Origin of the sequence: Actinoplanes teichomyceticus ATCC 31121, from assembly GCF_003711105.1 — a bacterium.
In the GTDB taxonomy this organism is placed as follows: Bacteria; Actinomycetota; Actinomycetes; order Mycobacteriales; family Micromonosporaceae; genus Actinoplanes; species Actinoplanes teichomyceticus.
Map to the genome: position 1 here is coordinate 2,117,000 of NZ_CP023865.1, position 22,459 is coordinate 2,139,458.

The 22,459-nt window shown below is 73.1% G+C and carries 19 protein-coding genes; 11 read left to right on the plus strand and 8 right to left on the minus strand.

From position 1 onward, the window contains the following. Window positions 1-210 precede the first annotated feature (210 nt). Together ACTEI_RS09645 and ACTEI_RS09655 are read left to right on the plus strand one after the other, a co-directional pair. Window positions 211-1,188 (plus strand): sulfotransferase, encoded by a 978-nt coding sequence (locus ACTEI_RS09645; protein ID WP_122977333.1) that lies wholly within the window; start codon window positions 211-213, stop codon window positions 1,186-1,188. A gap of 828 nt (window positions 1,189-2,016) precedes the next feature. Next, a complete protein-coding gene (locus ACTEI_RS09655) occupies window positions 2,017-2,778 on the plus strand; it encodes an SGNH/GDSL hydrolase family protein (protein ID WP_122977335.1) in 762 nt (253 codons plus the stop codon). 122 nt (window positions 2,779-2,900) lie between these two features. Here ACTEI_RS09655 and purU read toward each other — a convergent pair whose 3' ends face one another. From purU to ACTEI_RS09680, 5 genes are all read right to left on the minus strand, one after another. Further along, the gene (gene purU / locus ACTEI_RS09660; protein WP_122977336.1) at window positions 2,901-3,806 is read right to left on the minus strand and encodes a formyltetrahydrofolate deformylase; all 906 of its coding nucleotides are present in this window, start codon (window positions 3,804-3,806) and stop codon (window positions 2,901-2,903) included. Window positions 3,807-4,003: 197 nt separating this feature from the next. Continuing rightward, complete coding sequence (locus ACTEI_RS09665; RefSeq protein ID WP_122977337.1) at window positions 4,004-4,321, minus strand: DUF3349 domain-containing protein; 318 nt, start codon at window positions 4,319-4,321, stop codon at window positions 4,004-4,006. 12 nt (window positions 4,322-4,333) lie between these two features. Beyond that, window positions 4,334-4,639: a hypothetical protein gene (locus ACTEI_RS09670; RefSeq protein WP_122977338.1), complete on the minus strand. Its 306-nt coding sequence runs from the start codon at window positions 4,637-4,639 to the stop codon at window positions 4,334-4,336. A 12-nt stretch (window positions 4,640-4,651) separates the two neighbouring features. Then, window positions 4,652-5,875, minus strand: a complete 1,224-nt coding sequence (locus tag ACTEI_RS09675) for an inorganic phosphate transporter (RefSeq protein WP_122977339.1) — start codon at window positions 5,873-5,875, stop codon at window positions 4,652-4,654. A 307-nt stretch (window positions 5,876-6,182) separates the two neighbouring features. Further along, window positions 6,183-7,712, minus strand: a complete 1,530-nt coding sequence (locus tag ACTEI_RS09680) for a serine hydrolase domain-containing protein (protein WP_122977340.1) — start codon at window positions 7,710-7,712, stop codon at window positions 6,183-6,185. 96 nt (window positions 7,713-7,808) lie between these two features. Here ACTEI_RS09680 and ACTEI_RS09685 point away from each other — a divergent pair, with 96 nt between their 5' ends. From ACTEI_RS09685 to ACTEI_RS09705, 6 genes are all read left to right on the plus strand, one after another. Continuing rightward, window positions 7,809-9,032 (plus strand): low temperature requirement protein A, encoded by a 1,224-nt coding sequence (locus ACTEI_RS09685; protein ID WP_122977341.1) that lies wholly within the window; start codon window positions 7,809-7,811, stop codon window positions 9,030-9,032. Window positions 9,033-9,227: 195 nt separating this feature from the next. Then, entirely contained in the window at window positions 9,228-9,935 is a 708-nt protein-coding gene (locus ACTEI_RS09690) for a DivIVA domain-containing protein (protein WP_122977342.1), read from the plus strand. A 149-nt stretch (window positions 9,936-10,084) separates the two neighbouring features. Next, window positions 10,085-10,471, plus strand: coding sequence for a YbaB/EbfC family nucleoid-associated protein (locus ACTEI_RS36835; protein ID WP_164465890.1), 387 nt, complete (start codon window positions 10,085-10,087; stop codon window positions 10,469-10,471). Further along, window positions 10,465-10,872 (plus strand): hypothetical protein, encoded by a 408-nt coding sequence (locus ACTEI_RS36840; protein WP_164465891.1) that lies wholly within the window; start codon window positions 10,465-10,467, stop codon window positions 10,870-10,872. Before ACTEI_RS36835 ends, ACTEI_RS36840 begins: the two co-directional genes overlap by 7 nt. Window positions 10,873-10,876: 4 nt before the next feature. Then, window positions 10,877-11,860 carry a WXG100-like domain-containing protein gene (locus tag ACTEI_RS09700; RefSeq protein ID WP_122977343.1) on the plus strand — a complete coding sequence of 328 codons (984 nt, stop codon included), beginning with the start codon at window positions 10,877-10,879 and terminating at the stop codon, window positions 11,858-11,860. A 31-nt stretch (window positions 11,861-11,891) separates the two neighbouring features. After that, a complete protein-coding gene (locus ACTEI_RS09705; protein ID WP_122977344.1) occupies window positions 11,892-12,194 on the plus strand; it encodes a hypothetical protein in 303 nt (100 codons plus the stop codon). 88 nt (window positions 12,195-12,282) lie between these two features. Here ACTEI_RS09705 and ACTEI_RS09710 read toward each other — a convergent pair whose 3' ends face one another. Both ACTEI_RS09710 and ACTEI_RS09715 read right to left on the minus strand, forming a co-directional pair. Further along, window positions 12,283-13,275 (minus strand): radical SAM protein, encoded by a 993-nt coding sequence (locus ACTEI_RS09710; RefSeq protein ID WP_122977345.1) that lies wholly within the window; start codon window positions 13,273-13,275, stop codon window positions 12,283-12,285. Window positions 13,276-13,491: 216 nt separating this feature from the next. Further along, a complete protein-coding gene (locus tag ACTEI_RS09715; protein WP_239082335.1) occupies window positions 13,492-15,453 on the minus strand; it encodes a PAS domain S-box protein in 1,962 nt (653 codons plus the stop codon). 185 nt (window positions 15,454-15,638) lie between these two features. Between ACTEI_RS09715 and ACTEI_RS09720 the strand changes: the two genes are divergently transcribed. The 3 genes from ACTEI_RS09720 (at window position 15,639) to ACTEI_RS09730 (ending at window position 22,047) form a co-directional block, all read left to right on the plus strand. Beyond that, complete coding sequence (locus ACTEI_RS09720; protein WP_122977346.1) at window positions 15,639-17,642, plus strand: endo-1,4-beta-xylanase; 2,004 nt, start codon at window positions 15,639-15,641, stop codon at window positions 17,640-17,642. A 164-nt stretch (window positions 17,643-17,806) separates the two neighbouring features. Continuing rightward, window positions 17,807-20,803, plus strand: a complete 2,997-nt coding sequence (locus ACTEI_RS09725; protein WP_122977347.1) for a glycosyl hydrolase 115 family protein — start codon at window positions 17,807-17,809, stop codon at window positions 20,801-20,803. Window positions 20,804-20,805: 2 nt separating this feature from the next. Beyond that, window positions 20,806-22,047 carry an SGNH/GDSL hydrolase family protein gene (locus ACTEI_RS09730; RefSeq protein WP_122977348.1) on the plus strand — a complete coding sequence of 414 codons (1,242 nt, stop codon included), beginning with the start codon at window positions 20,806-20,808 and terminating at the stop codon, window positions 22,045-22,047. 119 nt (window positions 22,048-22,166) lie between these two features. On the opposite strand, the gene ACTEI_RS09735 is transcribed toward ACTEI_RS09730, so the two are convergent. After that, window positions 22,167-22,358: a Flp family type IVb pilin gene (locus ACTEI_RS09735; RefSeq protein WP_122977349.1), complete on the minus strand. Its 192-nt coding sequence runs from the start codon at window positions 22,356-22,358 to the stop codon at window positions 22,167-22,169. Window positions 22,359-22,459: the final 101 nt, after the last annotated feature.

Sequence of the window (22,459 nt, forward strand, 5' to 3'; positions counted from 1 at the left end):
GACCGTCCGGGGCGCCGCCCACGCCGGGGCCAGCGGGCAGGACGGCGAGCCCGTGCCGGAGACCGGCCGGAGTGCGGTATAAATCCGTAATATCGGTCTTACGGGCGTCACGGGCTTTCGGATCAGCTCGTTGATCGTGGGCGTGGACACCATGAGGACACCCACCCCCCGCCGCGCCGTGTTCACCCGCCCCCGCATCGGCGCCGCGCCATGCCGGTGAAGGTCCTGTACATCGCCGGCTGGGGCCGCAGCGGCACCACCATCGTCGACAACATCCTGAACTCCTACGACGGCGTCTTCTCCACCGGCGAGCTCGTCTACCTCTGGAGCCGTGGCCTGATCGAGGGTCGGAAGTGCGGCTGCGGCCGGATGTTCCCGCGGTGCGCGCTGTGGGCCGACATCCTCGACGTCGCGTTCGGCACGGCCCGGCCGGATCCGCGCCGGATCACCCGGTTGCAGCGCGAAGCCGTCCGGGTCCGGCACACCTACGCCCTGACCGGCCCGGTCGCCGTCCCGGCGGCGGAGGAGTACCGGCGGCTCACCGAGCGGCTCTACCGGGCGGCGGCCGAGGTCACCGGCGCCCGGCTGATCGTCGACTCGTCCAAGGTCCCCTCGGTGGCGGCCCTGCTGCCCGGGATGGCCGGCATCGAGCCGTACCTGCTGCACATGATCCGCGACCCGCGGGCGGTGACGCATTCCTGGATGCGCGCCACCTGGCAGCTGGATCGCCGCAAGCCGGCGCTGATGCGCCAGGAGGCACCGGCCGCGAGCACCATGCACTGGCTGATCCGCAATGCGCTCGCCGAGCGGTTGTCCGGCGCGTACGGCGGCCGCTACCGCCTGCTGCGCTACGAGGACTTCGTGGCCGGTCCACGGGCGGCGATCGAGGGGCTGCTCGCCTTCACCGGCATGGACGCCGCGCGCGGGCCGTTCCTCGACGACACCACCGTGCGCCTGGCCGGCAATCACACGATCGCCGGCAATCCGGGGCGGTTCCGCACCGGCGAGATCGCGCTGCGCCCCGACGACCGGTGGCGGCAGGAGCAGGCCGCCGGGCCCCGCCTGACCGCGACGGCCCTGGCGTTCCCGCTGCTCCACCGGTACGGATACCGCACCCGGATCAGCCGTCCGAATCGCCCGGTGAACCGGGGCGGGGCGGATGTGCCGGTGCGCCCGAAGCTGTCCTGACCGGCCGGCCCGGGTGGGCGAGCCACCGTGCCCGGAGAAAAAGGGTCGCCGCGGCGGCCCTTTTCGGGGGTACGGGCAATGTCCCGGCAGGTCGATGAAACGGTAAGGTCGGCCGTCGCGATGTTTCCCGATCGCGGCGTAAGCGCAATGTAGAAATCCCCTTGAGAAATGCTTGGAACAATGAGGGGAACTGACACGCGCGCAGCGGAGAAGCATCGCGCCGGCCGGTCGTGGGTCGCGGCGGCCGCCGCCGGGGCCCCCGGCCTCGGCGCGGGCGCGCGCTCCGCCGGTCCCGGCGCGCGAGCCCCGGCCGCGCCCCCCGCCGACGACTGCCGGACCGCGCGGCCGAACCCGTACCGGACGGCCGCGGCCGGGGTACGGCACCCGGTCCGGCGGCGACCTGGTGCCGGCCCGGTCGAAGGGCGGCACGGGAGAAAGCGCCGGCCGCGGCGGCGCCGTACCGGACGCCGGGGCCAGGGCGGCAGGGTACGCCTGGAGCACTCCACCACCGGCAGACCGGACACCACGATCCGGACACCGGCCACCTCCGCTCACTCGCACCTGGTCTCCTACGGCGTCGGCCGGATGCTGCTCACCCGGCAGTCCGGGTCGTCGATCGCCGCGCAGGCGTACGAACTCGGGCACCGGCCGGGCGGCGCCGGCCGGCGAGTCCTGGATCACCGGTGGGTCGCGGGACCGGCGGCCCGCCGCCTCCGCTGACTACTCTGTTCCTGATCATCTGGGGGTCCGGCCGGCTCTTCAGGGGTGTCCGCGCGAGCCCGGGGGCACCGCGGGAACCGGCCGGAGCATGACCGGCGGGAGTGCGGGATGCGGTACGTCGCGATCGGGGACAGTTTCACCGAGGGGATGGGCGACACCCAGCCGGACGGCAGCGAGCGGGGCTGGGCCGATCTGGTCGCCGCCGGGCTGGCCGCCGGGCTGGGTGAGCCGATCCGGTACGCCAACCTGGCCATCCGTGGCCGGCTGCTGCGCCCGATCGTCACCGAGCAGCTCGACGCCGCGCTGGCGCTCGACCCGAAGCCCACGCTGCTGTCGCTCAACGGCGGCGGCAACGACATGATGCGTCCCGGCGGGGACCTGACGGCCCTGGTCGAGATGACCGAGCGGGCGATCCGCCGGTGCCTGGACAGCGGCGTACAGGTGCTGCTGCTCTCCGGCCCGGACCCGTCGGGGCGCCTGCCGCTGGGCGGCATGATGCGGCGCAAGGGGGAGATCCTGACCGCCGCGGTCGCGCCGTTCGCGCAGCGCTACGGCCTGACCTTCGTGGACGTCTTCCACGACCGGGAGATCCGGCGTCCCGGCTACTGGTCGGCGGACCGGCTGCACCTGAACGCGGCCGGGCACCGCCGGGTGGCCGGGCTGGTGCTGACCGCGCTGGGCCACCCGACCACCGCGCATGTCATCGACTCCGGCCCGGCCGGCCGGGCCGGGCTGCTCGCCGAGGCCCGCTACTACCGTGAGCACGTGCTGCCCTGGGTGCAGCGGCGGCTGCGCGGGCAGTCCTCCGGCGACCACCGCACCGGCAAGTACCCGGACTGGATCTCGGTTCCCGCCGCGCAGCCGGCCTGACCCGGCCGGTCCCGCCGCGTGGCGGCCGGGGCGCCGATCCCGCCGCGGTGGGCCGGGCGCCGATCCCGCCGCGCGGCGGCCCGAGCGCCCGGCTGCCGCGCGCGGCCCGGCGCGCCGGTGCGTCAGGCGAAGACGATCGTGTGGTTCTCGTGGCGGATCACGCGGTCCTCGCTGTGCCAGCGGACCGCCCGGGACAGCACCGCCCGCTCCACGTCGGCGCCCCGGCGCTGCAGGTCGGCCACGGTGTCGGCGTGCGAGACGCGGATCACGTCCTGCTCGATGATCGGGCCCTCGTCCAGGTCCTCGGTGACGTAGTGAGCGGTCGCGCCGACCAGCTTCACACCACGGTCCTTGGCCTTCGCGTACGGCCCGGCGCCGATGAAGGCGGGCAGGAAGCTGTGGTGGATGTTGATGATCGGCACGCCGACCCGCTCGATGAAGTCGCCGGAGAGGATCTGCATGTAGCGGGCCAGGACGATGAAGTCGACGTTGCCCTGCAGCAGCCGCAGATGCTGCTCCTCGGCGGCGGACTTGTCCGGGCCGGCGGACGGCACGTGGAAGAACGGCACGCCGAAGGACCGCACCTCGTCGGCGGTGTCCGGGTGGTTGGAGATCACCATGGCGACGTTGATCGGCAGCTCGCCGCGGCGGTGGCGCCAGAGCAGGTCGAGCAGGCAGTGGTCGTCCTTGGATGCGAAGATCGCCACCCGCTTGGGCACCGACAGCTCCCGCAGGGTGTACTCCAGCTCGAAGCCCTCGGTCAGCTTGGCCCGCAGGTCCAGCTCGACCTGCGGCAGGCGGGCCTTGAGGTGGTCCAGCGCGAAGACGGTGCGCTGGAAGAACGCCCCGCCGTGCGGGTTGTCGGAGTACTGGTCCAGCGACACGATGTTGGCCTCGTGCTTGCCGAGAACGGCGCTGATCGCGGCGACGATGCCGGTGCGGTCCCTGCCGTGCACGATCAGGACGGCCTGATCGTCGGTGGGCCCGGGCTGTGTGCGGACCGCGGGTGCGTTCTGGGTCAGCGTCACGTCAGGGTCCTCCTCTCTCCTCGCCGGCGCGGCGTCGGCCCGCGCCGTTGCGGCACCGGATGCGGGCTGCACGGTAGCGCGGCCGGGTGGCTGTGCAAGATTCAAACCCGGATTCTCCCGCAGCGCGGACACCGGCGGCGGCCCGGGTGATCGCGCACACAGCGCACCGGGGCCGAAGCGGCGTCCGGTGCGGGCCGTCACTCGGCGGGCGGGTCGGCCAGCGGCCATCCACCGGCTGCCAGGTGGGCGGAGACCCGGACCACGTCGGCCGGGGTGGCCTCCTGCAACAGCTGGTGGCTGATCATCTCCTCGATGTCGGCGCTGGTGATCGCGTCGTCGCCCGGCGCGGACCGGGCGGCCAGCTCCCGGGCGATCCGGCGGATCTCGTCCTCGGTCAGCTTGCGGCGCAGCAGGCCCAGCAGGGCGACGTAGTCGTGCCGCGGTACGCCGTCCGGATACCCGGCGCGCAGCCACTCCACGGCGCGGGTGACGAAGTTCGACCGTTGTTCGCTCACTGTCGCTCCCGGTCAGTGCTTGTCGACGAGGACCGGGAAGACGTGCTCGAAGCTGAGCGCCTTGCCCAGCCCGGTGGCCACGATGAAGGTGATGCCCAGCAGCACCCCGAGCAGGACCACGGCGAAGCAGACGTACCCGGCGATGGTACCGGCGACCTGCGCTCGCGGTCCGGTCGTCGCGGGCTCGTGCGCCCGCGCCCCGCCGTACGCCAGCGACCGGATGCCGAGCGCGAACAGCGCCGGCAGCCCGGCGCCCAGCAGCAGGCTGGCCAGCAGCACCTTTCCGGCGCCGGTCAGGGCCAGGGTCAGGTTGTCCATCGGTTCCCCCGCTCAGCTCGCCGCGCCGGCGGTGGCCCGCGGCCGCTGCGCCGGTGCGGCGTCCCACTCGTCGTTGACGTTGTTGTGGTCGATCGGCGCGCGGCGCGAGCGCAGGTACATGTACCCGGCCAGCGCCACCAGGATCGCGAAGACCAGCAGCGCGCCGCCGAGCCCGCCGACCAGGTCGCCGATCCACCACATGACCGCGCCGGTCAGCCCGGCCGCGGGCAGCGTGATCAGCCACGCGGAGATCATCCGGCCGGCCACCGCCCAGCGCACCTTCGCGCCCGGCTTGCCGACGCCGCTGCCCAGGATCGAGCCGGTCGCCACGTGCGTGGTGGACAGCGCGAACCCGAGGTGGCTGGAGGAGAGGATGACCGCGGCCGAGGCGGTCTCGGCGGCCATGCCCTGCGGCGGGGCGATCTCCACCAGGCCCTTGCCCAGCGTCCGGATGATCCGCCAGCCGCCCAGGTAGGTGCCCAGGGCGATGGCCAGCGCGCAGGAGATCTTCACCCAGAACGGGATGTCCCCGGTGTCGGTCCACTCGCCGGAGGCGATCAGGGCCAGGGTGATCACGCCCATCGTCTTCTGCGCGTCGTTGGTGCCGTGCGCCAGCGAGACCAGCGAGGCGCTGCCGATCTGGCCCCAGCGGAAGCCGTGGTCGGTGAAGCGGGCAGCCACCCCGGCGGTGATCCGGTAGATGGTCCAGGTGCCGGCCGTGGCGACCAGTCCGGCGATCACCGGCGACATCACCGCGGGCAGCAGCACCTTGCCCAGCACGCCGTCCAGCTTCGAGCCGTCACCCGACCACTTGACGCCGGCCCAGCCCAGGCCGGCCACGGCCGCGCCGATCAGGCCGCCGAACAGCGCGTGCGAGGAGCTGGACGGCAGCCCGAGCAGCCAGGTCAGCAGGTTCCACAGGATGCCGCCGACCAGGCCGGCCAGCACGATCAGCAGCAGCGCCCGGCCCCCGCCGGCGAGCAGGTCGGCCCGCGGGGTGCCGTCGCTGTTCTGGATGTTGACCACCGCGTTGGTCACGGTCAGCGCGACCTCGACGGAGAGGAACGCGCCGATGAGGTTGAGCACGGCGGACAGCAGCACGGCCACCTTGGGACGCAGCGCGCCGGTGGCGATCGACGTCGCCATCGCGTTGGCCGTGTCGTGGAAGCCGTTGGTGAAGTCGAATCCGAGGGCGGTGATGACCACGAGGATGAGGACCACGGTTGTCTCGGTCACGAGAAAAGCGTCTACCCACCGTGGAGCGCCTCAACAGGGCTGAACGGCAGTTGTGCAAAATTCGGCACCGATTGGCCGGAGTGAATGGCGAGTTCACCGGAATTTCGGCCGGCGCGAGGTTTCAACTCTCCGCGGGTCCGGGTGGCGGCGGCCGGGCCCGCATCGCGTCCGGGTACTCGCCGTGCGACCGGTACGGCGGGCCACCGACGCCGCTCCACCGGATGAGAGCGATCGATGGCGGGCAAGTGCTTCCCCGTGGTGGAACGGTCCCGGGGCGGGCCACTCGCCCCGGGACCGCCGGATCGTGTCAGCCCGGGTACGGCAGGACCTGCGAGGGCAGCTTCACCGGCCGGCCGCCCCGGGCCAGCGTCGCCGGCGCCGAACCGGGCGGGGTACGACGGAACAGCCGCCCGCCGGCCCGCAGGAACGTCACCGACCCGTCCGCGCCCCGGACGAAGTTGTCCCGGCCGGCCCCGTAGTTGCCCGCCAGGTCCTGTTCCAGCGCGTAGTCCCGGCGGTAGAAGACCAGCCACCCGCCCGCGGTGCCGTCGTCGCCGCGGATGCTCAGCCGCCCGGCGTCCGGCACCAGGTTCACCGCGACCGATACGGCCGTACCGTCGAAGCCGATCTGCTCGTAGACGTAGCGCCCGGCGTACCCGGCCAGCTCGGCGTCCGGCAGCGTCCCGGGCTTCGCCGGCAGGTTGTGCACCCCGGCGAACCGGCTCAGCGCCCAGTCGTCGGCGAACAGGTCACCGAGCAGGTTCGGCCCGGTGTCGGAGTTGGTCAGCACGGTGATCGCGAAGCCCCGCTCCGGCACCATCAGGAAGCCGGAGTGCTGGCCGGGCCAGTCCCCGCCGTGCTGCACCACCAGCGGGCCCTCCGCGGTCGGCCGCAGCATCCAGGTGATGCCCATGCCGTCGAGCTCCACGAACAGCGTGCCACCCGGCCCGGGGTGCGACCGCATCCGGCGCAGGGACCGGGTGGTCAGCAGCGGCGCCCCGGTGCCCAGGTGGAACCGGGCCCAGCGCAGCTGGTCGCGGGCGCTGGAGATCAGCCCACCGGCCGGGTTGATGCTGCGCGGCACGGCGAACGCCGCCGGGTCGGCGATCAGCTCGCCCTGCGCGGTCAGCGTGTGCGAGGTGGCCACCCGCGCGCCGGGCAGCTCGGCCAGGGTGAACGCGCTGCTGCGCAGCTGCAGCGGGCCGGTGACCAGGCTGCGGACGGCTTCCTCGTACGGCCGGCCGGTCACCACCTCGATCAGCCGCCCGGCCAGCGACAGCGCGGCGTTGTTGTAGGCGAACGTGGTGCCCGGCTGGGTCAGCTGCGGCAGCCGGGACATCGCGGACACGTACCGGGCGAGGGCGCCGTCGTCGGCGCCGGTGTCCAGGTAGAAGTCGCCCAGCCAGCCCGGGGTGTGCTGCAGCAGCTGCAGGACGGTGACCCGGGCCGAGGCGGCGGCGTCCGCGGTGCGGAAATCGGGCAGATAGCTGCGGACGGTGCGGTGCAGGTCGAGCCGGCCGCGCTCGACCAGCCGCATGATCGCGGTGCCGGTGAAGGTCTTGGTGGTGGAGCCGACCCGGAAGAGCGTGTCGCCGTCCACCGGCTGCGGGTCGGCGAGATTGGTCACGCCGTAACCGCGGACGTAGTCCCGGCCGCGGTGGTGCAGGGCGAGGGCGACACCGGGAATGGCGTATCTCGCCATCCCCTCTCTGATCTTCGCGTCGAGCTCGGCGAAGGCGTTCTTCGAGGCCCGCGCGGGGTTTGCGGTGAGGGTCGCGGCGCCGGTGGCGGCGGCAGCGGCGGCGAGGACGGTACGCCGGGAGACCGATACGGACATGCGCCTCACTGTATCCACGCAAGTCACTACGCGTGGGCGGTCGGCGGGTTCGGCGCCGCGCGGGCGGGGTACCGCAGACGCGAAAGGGGAGGTGGGATGGCCGACAAGGGGACCGATCAGGCCCGGTTGAACCGCGAGGACGAGGAGGAACGCCAGCTGATCCGGCCGCCGGACGTCAACCGCGACACCAACCGCTCGGCAACCCGCCTGGAGCTCTTCTTCGACCTGGCGTTCGTGCTGTTCGTCGGCCGCTGCGCGGATGTGCTGGCCCACCACGAGACGTGGAGCGGCGGGTTCCAGTTCGTGGCGCTGCTGGTGGCCGGCTGGTGGGGATGGGCGAGCACCACCCTCTACGCCAACCGGTTCGACACCGACGACGCGATCTTCCGGTTGCTCACCCTCATCGGGATGGCCGGGGTGATCGTCATGGCCGCCTCGGCCGAGGAGGCGATCGGTCCGCACGCGCGCTGGTTCGCCATCGGCTACGTGCTGCTGCGGATCGTGCTGATCCTCGGCTACCTGCGGGTGTGGCGGAACCTGCCGGACACCCGGGTGGGGATCCGGCCGTACCTGTGGGGCCATTGCGCGGGCGCGGCCTGCTGGCTGGCGTCGCTCGCCGTCCCGGGCACCGCCCGCTACGTCCTCTGGGCGGCCGGCGTCCTGGTCGACCTGCTCGGGCCGACCCTGGCCGCGCGGGTGAAGGACGCGCCGCCGCTGCACATGGAACACCTGCCGGAACGCTTCGGCCTCTTCGTCATCCTGGTGCTCGGCGAGTCGGTGACCGCCACCGTGACCGGCATCCAGGACGGGAAGTGGTCGGCCGGGGTGCTGGTCGCCGCGGCGTTCGCGTTCCTGGCCACCGCGGCGCTCTGGTGGTCGTACTTCGACCTGTCCGGCGGGGCGGCGAAACGCCGCCTGATCCAGGAGGGCGGCGAACACACCCGCCAGGGCGTGCACGACTTCTACGTGTACGCCCACCTGCCGGTCGCGGTCAGCCTCGCGGCCGTGGCCGTCGGCCTGGAGCACGCCATCGCGCACGGCGCGGACGACCACCTGTCGACGGGCACCCGGGTGGTGCTCGGCGCCGGGCTGGCCGGGTATCTGCTCAGCGCCACGGTCATCCAGGGCGTGCTGTCCGGGCGGTGGCGCGTCGCGCTGCTCTGGCCGGGCCTCGGCGTGCCGCTGATCCTGCTGATCACGCTGCTGTTCGACGGCTCACCGGCGGCGCTGACCGGGCTCTGCGCGGCGGTGCTGGTGGCCGGCGTGATCACCGGTGTGCGCCAGCACCGGGCCGGCGAGGTGCGGGTGGCCAAGGTGTGAGCCGGCAGGTGTGCCGGCCGGCACCGGCCGGTACTATCCGTGACCGGTACGCGGTGGCCCGGGCGTGCGCCTGCTCAGCGACCCGCCTGGTCACCGGCCCAGGGGCCGCGTGATCATGCCCACGGGCGGTAGCGTGCCGTCGTTGCGTAGGATTTCGGGCCGCACCACGTCCGCCGACGGGAACCGAGGAATGCGATGCCGCTCACCCCAGCAGATATCCACAACGTGGCCTTCAAGAAGCCGCCGATCGGCAAGCGTGGATACGACGAGGAAGAGGTCGACGCGTTCCTGGACGAGGTGGAGCAGGAGCTGATCCGCCTCCTCGAGGAGAACAACGCGCTGCGCGCCCAGGCCCAGCGCGGTGGCGGTGGTGGCGGGATGGGCGCCAACCCGGCCGCGACCATGGTGCTCACCAACGAGTTCGCCGACCTGACCGCCCAGCTGGAACGCCTGCAGGAGGCCCGGGCCCGGGCCGAGCAGAACGCCCGGGACATGCAGGCCCAGCTGGAGCGCGCCCGCAGCGCCACCCCGTCCGGCGCGCTGCCGACCGTCGGCGACGACGACCGCAACGCCCGGGTGCTGATGATGGCCCAGCGCACCGCCGACGAGCACATGCGCGACGCCCAGCGCGAGGTGGAGGCGCTGCTCGAGGCCGCCCGCGGCAAGGCCGAGCAGATCACCAGCGAGGCCCAGCTGAAGGCCGGCACGATCGAGAGCGACGCGCGCCGCAACCACGCCGAGGCGATGGACAGCCTGGTGGAGAAGCGGGCCGCGCTGCTCGACGAGATCGAGCGCCTCGGGCAGCTGGCGCAGGGCTACCAGCAGGCCCTCACCAACCACGTCACCCAGCAGCTGATGGACCTCACCGCCGGCCCCGACTCGGCCGGTCGCGAACTGGAGTGAGCCCGCCCGCCGGGTGAGGCCCCGCGGACCCGTCCGGTCCGCGGGGCCTTCGCATTGAACGCGATCCCCCCGCCCGCTGTATTCGGCGGCACAGGGGGTGAGCGCCGCTTCACACGGCGTCCCCGCAGTGGCCGATGTGGAGGGGCGCCATGCACGACTTTGCTTACCGGAAGCCGGCGGCCGGCGGGTGGGCCCGGGACCTGGACCACCGCGAGCCGGTGGCCGGCGAGGCGGCGGACGGCCGGGTCCGGGTCGCGCTGGACGGCGACGGCCGCCTGGTGGAGCTGCATCTCGACCCGCGGGTGGCGTACCTGCCGCTCGACGAGCTGCGCCGCGCGCTGATCGACGCGTTCACCGCGGCCTGGGACCGGCGGGCCGGCCGGGACGGCGACGTGGCCGCCCGGTACGGCGCCGGAGTCGCCCCGGACCGGCTCCGCGCCTCCCTCGCCGAGGCGTCGGAGACCGCGGAACGCCGGTTCGCCGAGGTGTGCACCGCCCTGTCCGACCTGAACCGCAGGGCGGCCCGGCCGTGGTGACCGGGGGGTCGCTGCCCGGTCCGGGGCAGCTGCGACTCGACCCGGACAGCGTCGCCGCGGCCGGGCGTGACCTGGCCGCGGTCGCGCAGCGGCTGGCCGACGACGTGGCCGGGTTGCAGAGCGCGGTGGGCGCCTCCGACCCGTTCGGCACGGGGGAGAGCACGCTCGTGGTGGCGGCGGCGTACCGGGCGGTGGTGGAGACCGCGCTGGACGCGCTCGGCTCGTACACCGAACAGCTCGGCTTCGCCGCGGCGACGCTGGTGATGCAGGCGCGGTCGGTCGCGGCGGCGGACGCCGACGGCGCCGCCGCGCTGTCCGCCGCGGCCGCCGGGGCCGCCGGGGCCGTGAGTCTCCCGGGCGGGGTGGCCGGGACCGGCGGATCCGCGGGTGGCGGGGAGTAGTCCGATGACCATCACGCTGCCCGCCGAGCTCGCCGAGCCGCTGAGCTGGATCGGCCTGGAGTGGCCGGAGGCCGACGAGGACCGCCTCCAGGCCGACGGCCAGGTGTGGATCGACCACGCCACCCGGTTGCGGGCGCACGCCGAGCGGTCCACCGCGACCGCCCGCCGGGTGTGGCTGGACAACGAGGGCGCCACCGTCGAGGCCTTCGAGCGCTGGTGGAACGGCGCCGACGGTCCCGGCCGTCACCTCCAGGAGGCGGCCACCGCCGCGGAACTCGTCGGCGGCGCCCTGATCGCCATGGCCGGCGTCACCATCGGCCTGAAGGCGGCGCTGATCGCCCAGCTCACCGCCCTGGCCGTGGAGGTCGGCCAGGCGATCGCCACGGCGACGGTCACCGCGGGGGCGACCCTCGCCGAGATCCCGGTCTGGATCGCGCTGGCCCGCACGGCCTGCCGCAAGCTGATCCACGAGGCGATGGCGCTGATCGAGCGGGAGATCGCCGCCATGCTCCGCCGGGCCGCCACCATGCTGGAGCGGGCCGGTGCCCGCAGGTTCGCGGAGACCACCGTCCGGGGCAGCCAGCGGACCGCGTTCAAGGGCCTGATGCACGAGGTGGAGACGGCCGACGTGCGCAGCCCGGTCGATGGAGCCACCTTCTACTCCGGCAGGCAACCCGACGACGAGAAGATGCGGACGTACGCCGAGAAGCAGGTCGACGGGGTTGCTTCGGTCACGCTGGAGATGACGCCGGGCGGCAGGAGGTTCGATGACATGAGACTCTTCGAAGCGGGGTCACCGGTCAGCCGGGTACAGGCGAACGGTGTCTGGGAGCGGCTGTCCGAGCGTTACGCGCAGGCTGCGTCGGGCGAAGCCACGGCGTGGACACACAATCCCTGGTCGGAGAGTGTCTGGTCGAGGAAGGAGCGGCCCGCGTTGCAGGTGAACCCCAACGTCACCAAGATCACCGAGATCGATCCGTTCTGGTGACCGGCGTCGAGTCGCTGAGGAGGTCCTCCGCATGACGGTGCAGGAGTTGCTGTCGCAGAAGGCATTGCACGTCGAGAGTGGTGTGACGCTGGCCGGCGCGGGCCGTGAGGACATGCTCCTTCAGCTCGGCGAGCACACGCTGATGATCCCGGTGGACCCCGGGCTGAAGCGGATGCGCTTCACGCTTCCGTCCGATCCGCGCTGGGACGACAACGGCGAGCCGCTTCCGCGTGAGGTGGCCGAGAATCTGCGGGCGATCATCACCGAGATCGCCTTGTTCTGGGACCTGGAGCCGGAATTCCAGATCGTCGGTCCGGGTCGCCGAAACAGTTGACCGAGACGGCCCGGCGGGTGTGCCGCCGGCGGCCATCACGCACGCGTAGTCCTGGGTGCCGCGTGGCGGTCCGGTCGGTCCGGTGCGGTCAGAAGGTGTGGCGGTAGAGCGAGCAGCCCCGGCAGACCTCCGGCGGGTCGGCGCTGTCCAGGCGGCGACGGAAGTCCCGGTACGCCGGCCCGTGCCAGATCTCGGCGAAGCTCGACGCGCCCAGGTCACCGAGGTTCACCCGGTCGTCGCCCATCACCATGCAGCACGGCTGGACCAGCCCGGCGCTGGTCACGTACGCCGCGTCCCACGGCCACGTGCAGTTGCCGCCGCCCTCGTCGGCCAGGCTCGGCAGCCGCAACCGCAGGTCGCTGTCCCGGGCGGCCCGGGTGGCGGCCGTGAACGCCGCCCGCGCCCGGTCCCGGTCGGCGCCGGTCCACAGCGCCTGCCCCGCGGTGAACTCCCGGATCTCCGCGTAGCCGTCGGCCGGCCCGGTGTCGTCGAAGCTGTGCGACAGGTTCTGCACCCGCAGCTCGTTCACGCCGATCCCGGAGAGGAGCCGGACCAGCGCGGGCAGCTCGGTGACGTTGTCGCGCATCGCCACGAACACCACCCGGATCCACGGGGTCGCGCTGCCCGCCGCCTGTTTCGCGGCGACCAGCCCGGCCAGGTTGCCCAGCACGGTGTCGAAGCGCGCGCCCTCGCGGATCGACTCGTACACCGCGGGCCCGGCGCCGTCCAGCGACACGTGCAGCCAGTCCACCCGGCTGGCCACGAGTTCCTCGGCACGGCGCCGGGTGAGCAGGGTGGCGTTGGTGTTGAAACCGACCCGCACCCGGCGGTCCACCGCCGCCGCGATCATCGCCGGAAGGTACGGCGACAGCAGCGGCTCCCCGAGCCCCTGCAGGGTGAGCTGGCGCAGCGGCAGCTCCGCGACGAGCCGGTGGAACAGTTCCGGTCGCATCGCCCCGGCCAGCTTGTTGACCGGCGGCCGATACCGGACGAGACACATCGTGCAGCGCAGGTTGCACGCCGAGGTCACTTCCAGTTGCAGATGGCTCGGCAGGGGCGGGTCCTCCACGAAAGCGGACATGCGCGCCGGATTCCCGCTCGCCCCGGTGGCAAACCCACGCCCACCGGCGGGGAACCGTCCACGGCGACCGGCGTCACCGGCCCGGACACCACGCACCCTCCGCCGCCGTCCGGCACCCCGGCCCGCACGCTCCGCGCCAGCCCGCCACCGGACGCGCTGTCGCGGTAGGGGTGGACGGTCAGCCGGGACGGCGACGTGCCGGCGGGCAGCGTCGCGTCAGCTGACCGGGGCGGCGCGGCGCGCGTCGGCCACCTTGCGCAGCAGGTCCGCCGCGGTGAACGGCTTCTCGATGAAGGCGATGTCGCCGTCCAGCACATGGGTGCTGCCGAGCAGGCCGTTGCTGTACCCCGACATGTAGAGCACCGGCAGGCCGGGCTGGCGCTCGGTGAGCAGCTCGGCCAGCCGGGGCCCGGACATCTCCGGCATGATCACGTCGGTCAGCAGCAGGTCGCAGCCGTGCTGCTCGTACAGGGCGAGCGCGTGCCGGCCGTCGGCGGCGACCACCACGTGGTACCCGTTCTCGGTCAGGATCCGGGTGATGATCCGGGCCAGGGCCACCTCGTCCTCGACGACCAGCACCGTGCTGCCGTCGCCGCGGGGCGGGGCGGCCGGCCGGGTGGCGTCGTCCGCCCCGTCCACCGGCGTCTCGACCAGCGGCAGGTAGATCCGGAAGGTGGTGCCGATGCCGGCCTCCGAGTACAGGTTGATGCTGCCGCCGGCCTCGGTCACGATGCCGTAGACGGTCGCCAGGCCCAGCCCGGTGCCCTTGCCCCGGGGCTTGGTGGTGAAGAACGGCTCGAAGACCCGGGCGGCGACCTCCGGGGGCATTCCCTCACCGGTGTCGCTGATCAGCAGCCGGGCGTACCGGCCGGCCGGCAGCGGCGGCTGCATGTTCAGCTCGTCGCCGTCGAGCTCGGCGGTGCCCGCCTCCAGGACCAGGGTGCCGCCGTCCGGCATCGCGTCGCGCGCGTTGATCGCCAGGTTGAGCAGCACCTGCTGGAGCTGGCCCGGGTCGGCGCGGACCGTCAGCGGTGTCGGCGAGGGCCGGGTGACCAGCCGGATGTGCTCACCGATGGTGCGTTCCAGCATCGCCTGGACCTCGGCCAGCGCCGCGTTGAGCGCGACGTTGCGCGGCTGGATCGTGTCGCCGCGGGTGAAGGTGAGCAGCTGCCGGGTCAGGTTCGCGGCGCGCTCCGTGGCGGCGCGCACCTGGATCAGGTCCGCCCGTACGTCCGGCCGGTCGGCGGTCTCCTCGATCGCGAACTCGGTGTAGTTCGCGATGATCGCCAGAATGTTGTTGAAGTCGTGCGCCACGCCGCCGGCCAGGTTGCCCAGGCTCTCCATCCGCTGCGCCTGCTGGGTGCGCTCCTGGATGGCGCGCTGGCGTTCGGCGTTCTCCTTGGCGGCGGTGATGTCCCGGGCGACCGCGGAGATGCCGGTGACCGTGCCGGTGCGGTCGCGGATCGGCGTGACCACCATGGAGACGTCCACCGGCGTGCCGTCCTTGCGCAGCCGCCGGGCCTCGTAGGCGAGGTGATGCGCGCCGTCGCGGATCCGGGCCAGCACGTCCTCCTGCTGGTTCACGGCCGCCTCGTTGCCGGTCAGGATGGCGGCCGGCTGTCCCAGGACCTCGGCCGCGGTGTACCCGAAGAGCCGCTCGGCGCCACCGTTCCAGGCGGTGATCCGGCCGTCCGGGCTCAGGCCGGCGACCGCGTCGTCGCTGTGCTCGACCACCGTCGCCAGGGTGATGCGGTGCGCCTCGGCCAGGTCGCGGGCGGCGCGTTCGCGGGCGTCCGCCTCGTCGAGCCGGTTGCGGCTCCACGGGTCGACGTAGATGGCGCCCTTGCCGAGCAGCACGCCGTAGCTGCGGCGCAGGGTCCAGTAGTAGACCGCCACGGTGGCGGTCAGCGTGTCCCAGAGCGCCGAGGTCCAGATCCAGTCCGGGTTGGCGAGGTGTTCCAGGTGCCCGACGCTCGCCCGGGTGGCCGCGAACAGCGCGGCCAGCGCGTGCAGACCGTGCCCGACCGAGCAGCTGAAGAAGATCAGGGCGGTGGCGGTGGCCAGCTTGTTGCTGCGCAGCTGCCCGGCCCGGATCACCGGCACCATGATGGCCGCGGTGATCGCGGCATAGGCGACCATGATCACGAGATTGCCCAGCAGGAAGATCTGGTCCGGCACGTTCGTCCTATCGGACGGGCGTGGGCTCACCTGAGCCTCTTGCCGGCAATGCGGCGGTCACACCGTTGTAATGGGAGCGCTCCCATGCAACGATGTCCATCACTGTTCCGGCTCGGCGTCCGGGACGGCCTCCGCAACCCGCCCCGGGCGCCGGGCCGGCCTCCCCGGCCCCCGAAGGAACGCAGATGCGCGCATTCGCACGGCTGGCCGTGGCCACCCTGGTGGCCGCCGCCCCGCTCACCGGCGTGATGGCCGCCCAGGCGGCCGACGACCCCACCCCGGTCACGGTGCTGACCAGCGACTTCGAGGACGCGACGGTGCAGGGCTGGACCGGCCGCTCGGCCGAGACCCTGGCGGTGAGCACCGCCGTCGCGCACGGCGGGACGCACAGCCTGGCGGTCAGCGGCCGTACCGCCGGCTGGCAGGGGCCGTCGCTCAGCGTGCTCGGCACGTTCGAGAAGGGCATCTCGTACACCGTCTCGGCGTGGGTCCGGCTGGCCGAGGGCTCGGACCTCGCCCGGCTCAGCGTGGAACGGCGCGCCGGCGGGACGGCGAGCTACGAGACCGTGGTCGGCGACACCGCGGTCAGCGCCACCGGCTGGGTCAATCTGACCGGCCGGTACACCCTCTCCGCCGACGCCGAGTCCCTCAGCGTCTACGTCGAGACGGCGTCCACCACCGGCGGCCTCTACCTCGACGACGTGACCGCGAGCTACGTGCCCACGCTGCCGATCCAGACCGGGATCCCGGCGGTCAAGGACGTGGTCACCGAGTTCCCGGTCGGTGCGGCGATCACCGGCGCCGAGATCACCGGTACGCACGGCGACCTGCTGGCCCGGCACTTCACCTCGGTCACCCCGGGCAACGCGCTGAAGTGGGACGCGACCGAGCCGACCGAGAACGCCTTCAGCTACGCCCAGGCGGACCCGCTGATCGCATTCGCCCGCTCGCACGGGATGCGGGTGCGCGGGCACACCCTGGTCTGGCACAACCAGACCCCGGCCTGGGTCTTCCAGGACGCCGACCGGGAGACGCTGCTGGCCCGGCTGGAGAACCACATCCGTAACGTCGCGGCGCACTACGGCGACACCGTCGGCACCTGGGACGTGGTCAACGAGGTGATCGACGAGAGCCAGCCGGACGGGATGCGGCGCAGCGCCTGGTACACGCTGACCGGGCTGGACTACATCCGCACCGCGTTCCGGGTGGCCCGCGAGGCGGCGCCGGCCGCGCGGCTGTGCATCAACGACTACAACACCAACGTGGCCGCCAAGCGGGACGCGCTGTACGCCCTGGTGGTCAAGCTGCGCGGCGAGGGCGTGCCGATCGACTGCGTGGGCCACCAGATGCACGTCAACGTCAGCTGGCCGTCGATCGCGGAGACCGAGGCGATGCTGAAGAAGTTCCAGGGGATCGGGGTGCAGCAGCAGATCACCGAGATGGACGTGAGCATCTACACCTCCAGCGGGGAGTCGTACCCCACGCCGCCCGCCGAGCGGCTGCTGGCCCAGGCGTACGCGTACCGGGACATGTTCGCGCTGTTCCGCCGGTACGCGGCCGACCTCGGCTCGGTGACGCTGTGGGGCCTGGCCGACGACAACACCTGGCTGGACACGTTCCCGGTGACCCGCAAGGACGCGCCGCTGCTGTTCGACACCCGGCTGCAGGCCAAGAGCGCCTACTGGGGCGTCGTCGACCCGTCGCGGATCTCCTCGCCGAGCGCCTCCACCTCGCCGAGCGCCTCCACCTCGCCGAGCGCCTCCACCTCGCCGAGCGCCTCCACCTCGCCGAGCGCCTCCACCTCGCCGAGCGCCTCCGCGTCGCCGAGCGCCTCCACGTCGCCGAGCGCCTCCACCTCGCCCGGCAAGTCGTCCTGCGCGGTGAGTTACCGGGTGACCGGCAGCTGGCCGGGCGGCTTCCAGGCGGACGTCCGGATCGTCAACACCGGGTCGGCGCCGCTCCGCGGGTGGAAGCTGACCTGGCAGTTCACCGGGGGGCAGACGATCGCCCAGCTGTGGAACGGCTCGGTGACCCAGTCCGGCGGCGCGGTCACCGTGACCGCCGCCTCGTGGAACGGCACGGTCGCGCCGGGCGCGGCGGCCTCGGTCGGCTTCCTCGGCGCATCCACCGGCGGCAACCCGGCCCCGGCGGCGTTCGCCGTCAACGGGGCCACCTGCGACATCGTGTGAGGCCGGGGCGCGCGGGCGGGGCGGCTCCGAAACTTCCGGAATCCCGGTCATGATGATGGCGGGTCACGGCCATTGACTCGATAGATACATGGCTATACGTTTCCGGTACCGAATCGGCATGTTTCCGAAAGTTTCGGAGCGCTTCGTCCACCGGAGGCGTACCCATGCGAAGTCACCTCGCGGCCGCGCTGGCCGCGCTGGCCGTCCTCACCGCGACCCCGGCCCCCGCCGCGGCGGTCGGCAGCGCGGCCGGCAAGGCCGCCGGCCGGGCCGCCGCGGACCACGGCTACCTGTCCACCCGGCCCGGCCCGGGCCGGTTCCCGCTGGTCGCCCGAGGCGCCGCCGCACCGATCGTGACCAGCGGCGACGACCACCCCGGCGTGCTGCGCGTCGCCGGCGACCTGAGCTCCGACCTCGGCGCCGCGACCGGCGTCACGCCGGGGCTGAGCCGCGACACCATCCCGGCCGGGCGGGACCCGATCATCGTCGGCACCATCGGCCGCTCCGCGCTGATCGACCGGATGGTGGCGGCCGGCCGGCTCGACACCCGAGGCGTCGCCGGGCGGTGGGAGACCTCGCTGCAGCAGATCGTCGAGCACCCGCTGCCGGGTGTGCGCCGGGCCTTCGTGATCGCCGGCAGCGACCAGCGCGGCACCATCTACGGCGTCTACGACGTGTCCCGGCGGATCGGCGTGTCACCCTGGCACTTCTTCGACGACGTGCCGGTTCCGCACGCGGACGCGCTCTACGCCCTGCCCGGCCGGCACAGCCAGGGCACCCCGAAAGTGAAGTACCGCGGCTTCTTCATCAACGACGAGAACCCGGCCACCGGCACCTGGGCGCCCGGCTTCTTCGGTCCGGGCAAGGCCCCCGGCCACCCGGGCGGGCTCAACGCCGAGTACTACGCCAAGGTCTTCGAGACCATGCTGCGGCTCAGGGCGAACTACCTGTGGCCGGCGGTCTGGGGGCGGGCGTTCGCCGAGGACGACCCGGCCAACCACGCCACCGCGAGCTACTACGGCGTGGTCATGGGCACCTCGCACGAGGCGCCGATGATGCGCGGCATCGAGGAGTGGAACCGGCACCCGGCCGGGACCGGGGAGTGGAGCTTCCGGCGCAACCCCGAGGCGGTCAAGGCGTACTGGCGGGCCGGTGTCGAACGGATGCGCGAGCAGAACATCGAGGGCGTGGTCACCCTCGGGATGCGCGGTAACGGCGACGTCAGCCTGCCCGACGGCGACGGCATCGACCTGATGAGCTCCATCATCGAGACCCAGCGGCAGATCCTCGGCGAGGCCGGGATGCTCGGCGCGCCCCAGGTGCAAACCCTCTACAAGGAGGTGCAGCGTTACTGGGACGCCGGTTACCGGCCGCCGGACGACGTGACCGTGGTGTTCTGCGACGACAACTGGGGCAACATGCGCAAGCTGCCCGACCCGTCGCTGCCGGCGCGCAGCGGCGGCTACGGCCTCTACTACCACTTCGACTACGTCGGCGACGGCCGCAACTACAAGTGGGTGGACACCGCCAACCTCACCAACACCTGGGAGCAGCTGCACCGCGCCTACACCTCCGGTGTGGACCGGCTCTGGGTGGCCAACGTCGGCGACCTGAAGAACGAGGAGGAGCCCACCCAGTTCTTCCTGGACTACGCGTGGAACCCGGACGCGATCCCGCTGAGCGGCATCGACGACTGGGAGCGCCGGTACGCGGCGGAGAACTTCGGCGGGCCGCTGTCCGCGGAGATCGCCGAGGTGCTCGCCACGTACGGCGTCCTGCAGTCGCGCCGCAAGCCCGAACTGCTCAACCGCCGGATCACCGTGGACCCGGCCAAGGATGTGCGGACCGACCCGAGCGCGGTGGTCTACGACGATCAGGGCAACCCGTTCAGCCTCACCGACTACCGGGAGATGGACCGGGTGGTCGCGCAGTGGCAGGCGCTCGCCGCGCGCGCCGAGCGGATCAAGCGGCGGGTGCCGGACGCCTGGCAGGACGCCTACTTCCAGCTCGTGTACTACCAGGTCGCCGCGACCGCGAACCTGTACGAGCTGCGCCGCGCCGAGTTCACCAACATCATGTACGCCGCGCAGGGCCGGGCCGCCACCAACGACCTGGCCGCCGAGGCGGAGGCCCGGTTCGCGCGTGACCAGGCGCTCAACGCGTACTACAACACCGCCCTGGCCGGCGGGAAGTGGAAGGACTGGCAGCTCCAGCCCAAGATCGGGTACGGGAACGTGGCCCGTTACGGCTCGAACGCCGGCTGGCAGCAACCCGAGCTGAACAACGTGGCGCTGCCCGACGAGATCTACCCGTACCTGAAGCGGATCGAGGTGCCGGCGGGCGCGGCGATGGGTGTCGCCCTCGACGGCGGGGACGCCTCGACGCTGCCGGAGTTCAGCCCCTGGCAGGCCCAGCCGCAGCAGTACCTGGAGGTCTACAACCGCGGCGCCACGCCGTTCCGCTACACGATCACCCCCGGCCGGCCGTGGGTGCACGTCACCCCGGCGGCCGGGACGGTCGGCAAGCAGGTGCGCGCCACCGTGTCGGTGGACTGGCGGCGGGCGCCGGCCGGGGTCACCGACGTGCCGATCCGGATCGAGGGCGCGGGCCGCACCGTCGTGGTGCACGCGCCGATCCGCAAGCCGGAGGTCACCCCGCGCGGGTACGCCGAGGCCAACGGGTACGTGTCGATCCCGGCCACCGGATCCGACCGCAGGACCGGCGACTGGCAGGTGCTGCCCGGCATCGGCAAGGCCGGGGACGGGGTGACGCCGCTGCGCGCCGCCGGGGCCCGGCTCGACTACCGGGTGACGCTGACCAGCACCGGGCCGGTGCGGATCGCCGCGCTGGTGTCGCCGCGCAACAACGTGCTGCCCACCCCCGGGCTGCGGTACGCGATCTCGGTGGACGGCGCCGAGCCGCAGATCGTCGACGTGATCGCGGCGACCGGCGCCAACGACACCACGATGAACCGCCAGTGGGCGCGCAACACCTCGGACAACATCAACGTCACCACCACCACGCACCGCATCGACCGGCCCGGCACGCACACCGTGACGTTCTGGGCGGTCGACCCGACGGTGATCCTGCAACGGTTGATCGTGGACACCGGCGGGGTCCGATACAGCTATCTCGGCCCGCCGACCAGCCGGAGGTTCTGATCATGAAACGGCGTGCTCTGCTGGCCGGCTCGGCCGGCGTCGTGGGCGCGGGCCTGGTCGCGTCGCCGGCCCCCGCCACCGCCCCCCGCTCCTCGTGGGTGCACACCTGGACCGCGATGCCCCAGCTCACCGAGCCGGGGAACATGCCGCCGGCGCCGTTCACCGGCAACGACGCGGTGCTCGTGGACACCACGATCCGGCAGACCGTGCACCTCTCGATCGGCGGGCCGCGGCTGCGGGTGCGGTTCTCCAACGCGTTCGGGACCACCGACCTGCCGCTGACCGCGGCCGCGGTGGCGCTGCCCCGAAACGGCGCGGCCGGCACCGGCGCCATCGTGCCGGGCAGCTCACGCCCGCTGACCTTCGGCGGGCAGCCGTCCGTGGTGGTGCCGGCCGGGGCGCAGATCGTTTCCGACCCGGTTCCGATGACCGTCGCGCCCCGCTCGAACCTGACCGTCTCGGCCTACCTCGCCGACGGCCAGGCCGGGCTGAACCTGACCTCCCACCCCGGCTCCCGGACGACGTCGTGGCTCATCCGCGGGGACCGGCACGCCGATGCGGAGGTGGCCGGGACCCCGGTCGACCACTGGTACCTGCTCAGCGGCGTGGAGGTGACCGCCACCGGCGCGGCCGGGCTGGTGATCCTCGGCGACTCGCTGACCGACGGGCGGGGATCCACCACCAACGGCAACGACCGCTGGCCGGACCAGCTGGCGGCCCGGCTGCGCGACCCACGGCTGGCCGTGCTGAACCAGGCGGCCGGCGGCAACCGGGTGTTGCACGACGGGCTCGGGCCGAACGTGCTGGCCCGCTTCGACCGGGACGTGCTCGGCGTCAGCGGGGCCGCGTGGGTGCTGGTCTTCGAAGGGGTCAACGACATCGGCACCGCCGAGGCGACCGAGGCCGGGCAGCGGCAGGTGATCGCCGCGCTGACCGGGGCGTACCGGCAGATCGTGCAGCGCGCGCACGCGCAGGACCTGCGGGTGTACGGGGCGACGATCACCCCGTTCGGCGGCCACACCGGCTACGACGACCCGGGTGGGCTGCGGGAACGGGCCCGGATCGCGGTGAACGGGGTGATCCGGGGCGGGGTCTTCGACGGGTACCTGGACTTCGCCGCCGCCGTCGCCGACCCGGCCGCCCCGGCCCGCCTCGCGCCGGCCTTCGACGTCGGCGACCACCTGCACCTGAACCCGGCGGGCTATGCGGCGCTGGCCCGCGCCGTCGCGCGCACGCTCTTCTAGAGCGGCGACCGTCCGGGCGGGAGGTCGCCGCGGTGTTCGGTCCCGGCCGGGCATCCGCCGGTCCGGCAGGTGGTCGTCCGGTGAGGACACCCGCCGGACCGGGACCGCCGGCCAGCGGCCTACCAGGCGGCGATCCGGTCGGCCAGACCGGACAGCACCGGGACGGCGTGACCGCCGAGCAGCGACACGGCGGCCAGGCACAGGCCCAGGACGAGGGCGGCCAGCAGGCAGTACTCGACGACCGTGGCGCCCTGGTCGGCGCCCGGGCGGCGGGCGTGCAGGCGCGCCACGATCATCTGCAGCCGGTCCATGACGGGGCTCCTCGGTCGGCGGGCCGCCGGAGGTGGCGGCGGGGAACATCCCTGTGATCGGACCTTTCCGGGTGCCGGTGAAGGCGTGTTCGGGTGCAGAA

What these genes read in the sequence shown, in the direction of transcription:
- ACTEI_RS09680 (WP_122977340.1), bottom strand. Translation starts at nt 7,712, where the DNA reads ATGTCCGTATCGGTCTCCCGGCGTACCGTCCTCGCCGCCGCTGCCGCC.
- ACTEI_RS09705 (WP_122977344.1), top strand. Translation starts at nt 11,892, where the DNA reads ATGACGGTGCAGGAGTTGCTGTCGCAGAAGGCATTGCACGTCGAGAGT.
- ACTEI_RS09735 (WP_122977349.1), bottom strand. Translation starts at nt 22,358, where the DNA reads ATGGACCGGCTGCAGATGATCGTGGCGCGCCTGCACGCCCGCCGCCCG.
- ACTEI_RS09645 (WP_122977333.1), top strand. Translation starts at nt 211, where the DNA reads ATGCCGGTGAAGGTCCTGTACATCGCCGGCTGGGGCCGCAGCGGCACC.
- ACTEI_RS09690 (WP_122977342.1), top strand. Translation starts at nt 9,228, where the DNA reads ATGCCGCTCACCCCAGCAGATATCCACAACGTGGCCTTCAAGAAGCCG.
- ACTEI_RS09725 (WP_122977347.1), top strand. Translation starts at nt 17,807, where the DNA reads ATGCGAAGTCACCTCGCGGCCGCGCTGGCCGCGCTGGCCGTCCTCACC.
- ACTEI_RS09700 (WP_122977343.1), top strand. Translation starts at nt 10,877, where the DNA reads ATGACCATCACGCTGCCCGCCGAGCTCGCCGAGCCGCTGAGCTGGATC.
- ACTEI_RS09670 (WP_122977338.1), bottom strand. Translation starts at nt 4,639, where the DNA reads ATGGACAACCTGACCCTGGCCCTGACCGGCGCCGGAAAGGTGCTGCTG.
- ACTEI_RS09730 (WP_122977348.1), top strand. Translation starts at nt 20,806, where the DNA reads ATGAAACGGCGTGCTCTGCTGGCCGGCTCGGCCGGCGTCGTGGGCGCG.
- ACTEI_RS09685 (WP_122977341.1), top strand. Translation starts at nt 7,809, where the DNA reads ATGGCCGACAAGGGGACCGATCAGGCCCGGTTGAACCGCGAGGACGAG.
- ACTEI_RS09710 (WP_122977345.1), bottom strand. Translation starts at nt 13,275, where the DNA reads ATGTCCGCTTTCGTGGAGGACCCGCCCCTGCCGAGCCATCTGCAACTG.
- ACTEI_RS36835 (WP_164465890.1), top strand. Translation starts at nt 10,085, where the DNA reads ATGCACGACTTTGCTTACCGGAAGCCGGCGGCCGGCGGGTGGGCCCGG.
- ACTEI_RS09655 (WP_122977335.1), top strand. Translation starts at nt 2,017, where the DNA reads ATGCGGTACGTCGCGATCGGGGACAGTTTCACCGAGGGGATGGGCGAC.
- ACTEI_RS09720 (WP_122977346.1), top strand. Translation starts at nt 15,639, where the DNA reads ATGCGCGCATTCGCACGGCTGGCCGTGGCCACCCTGGTGGCCGCCGCC.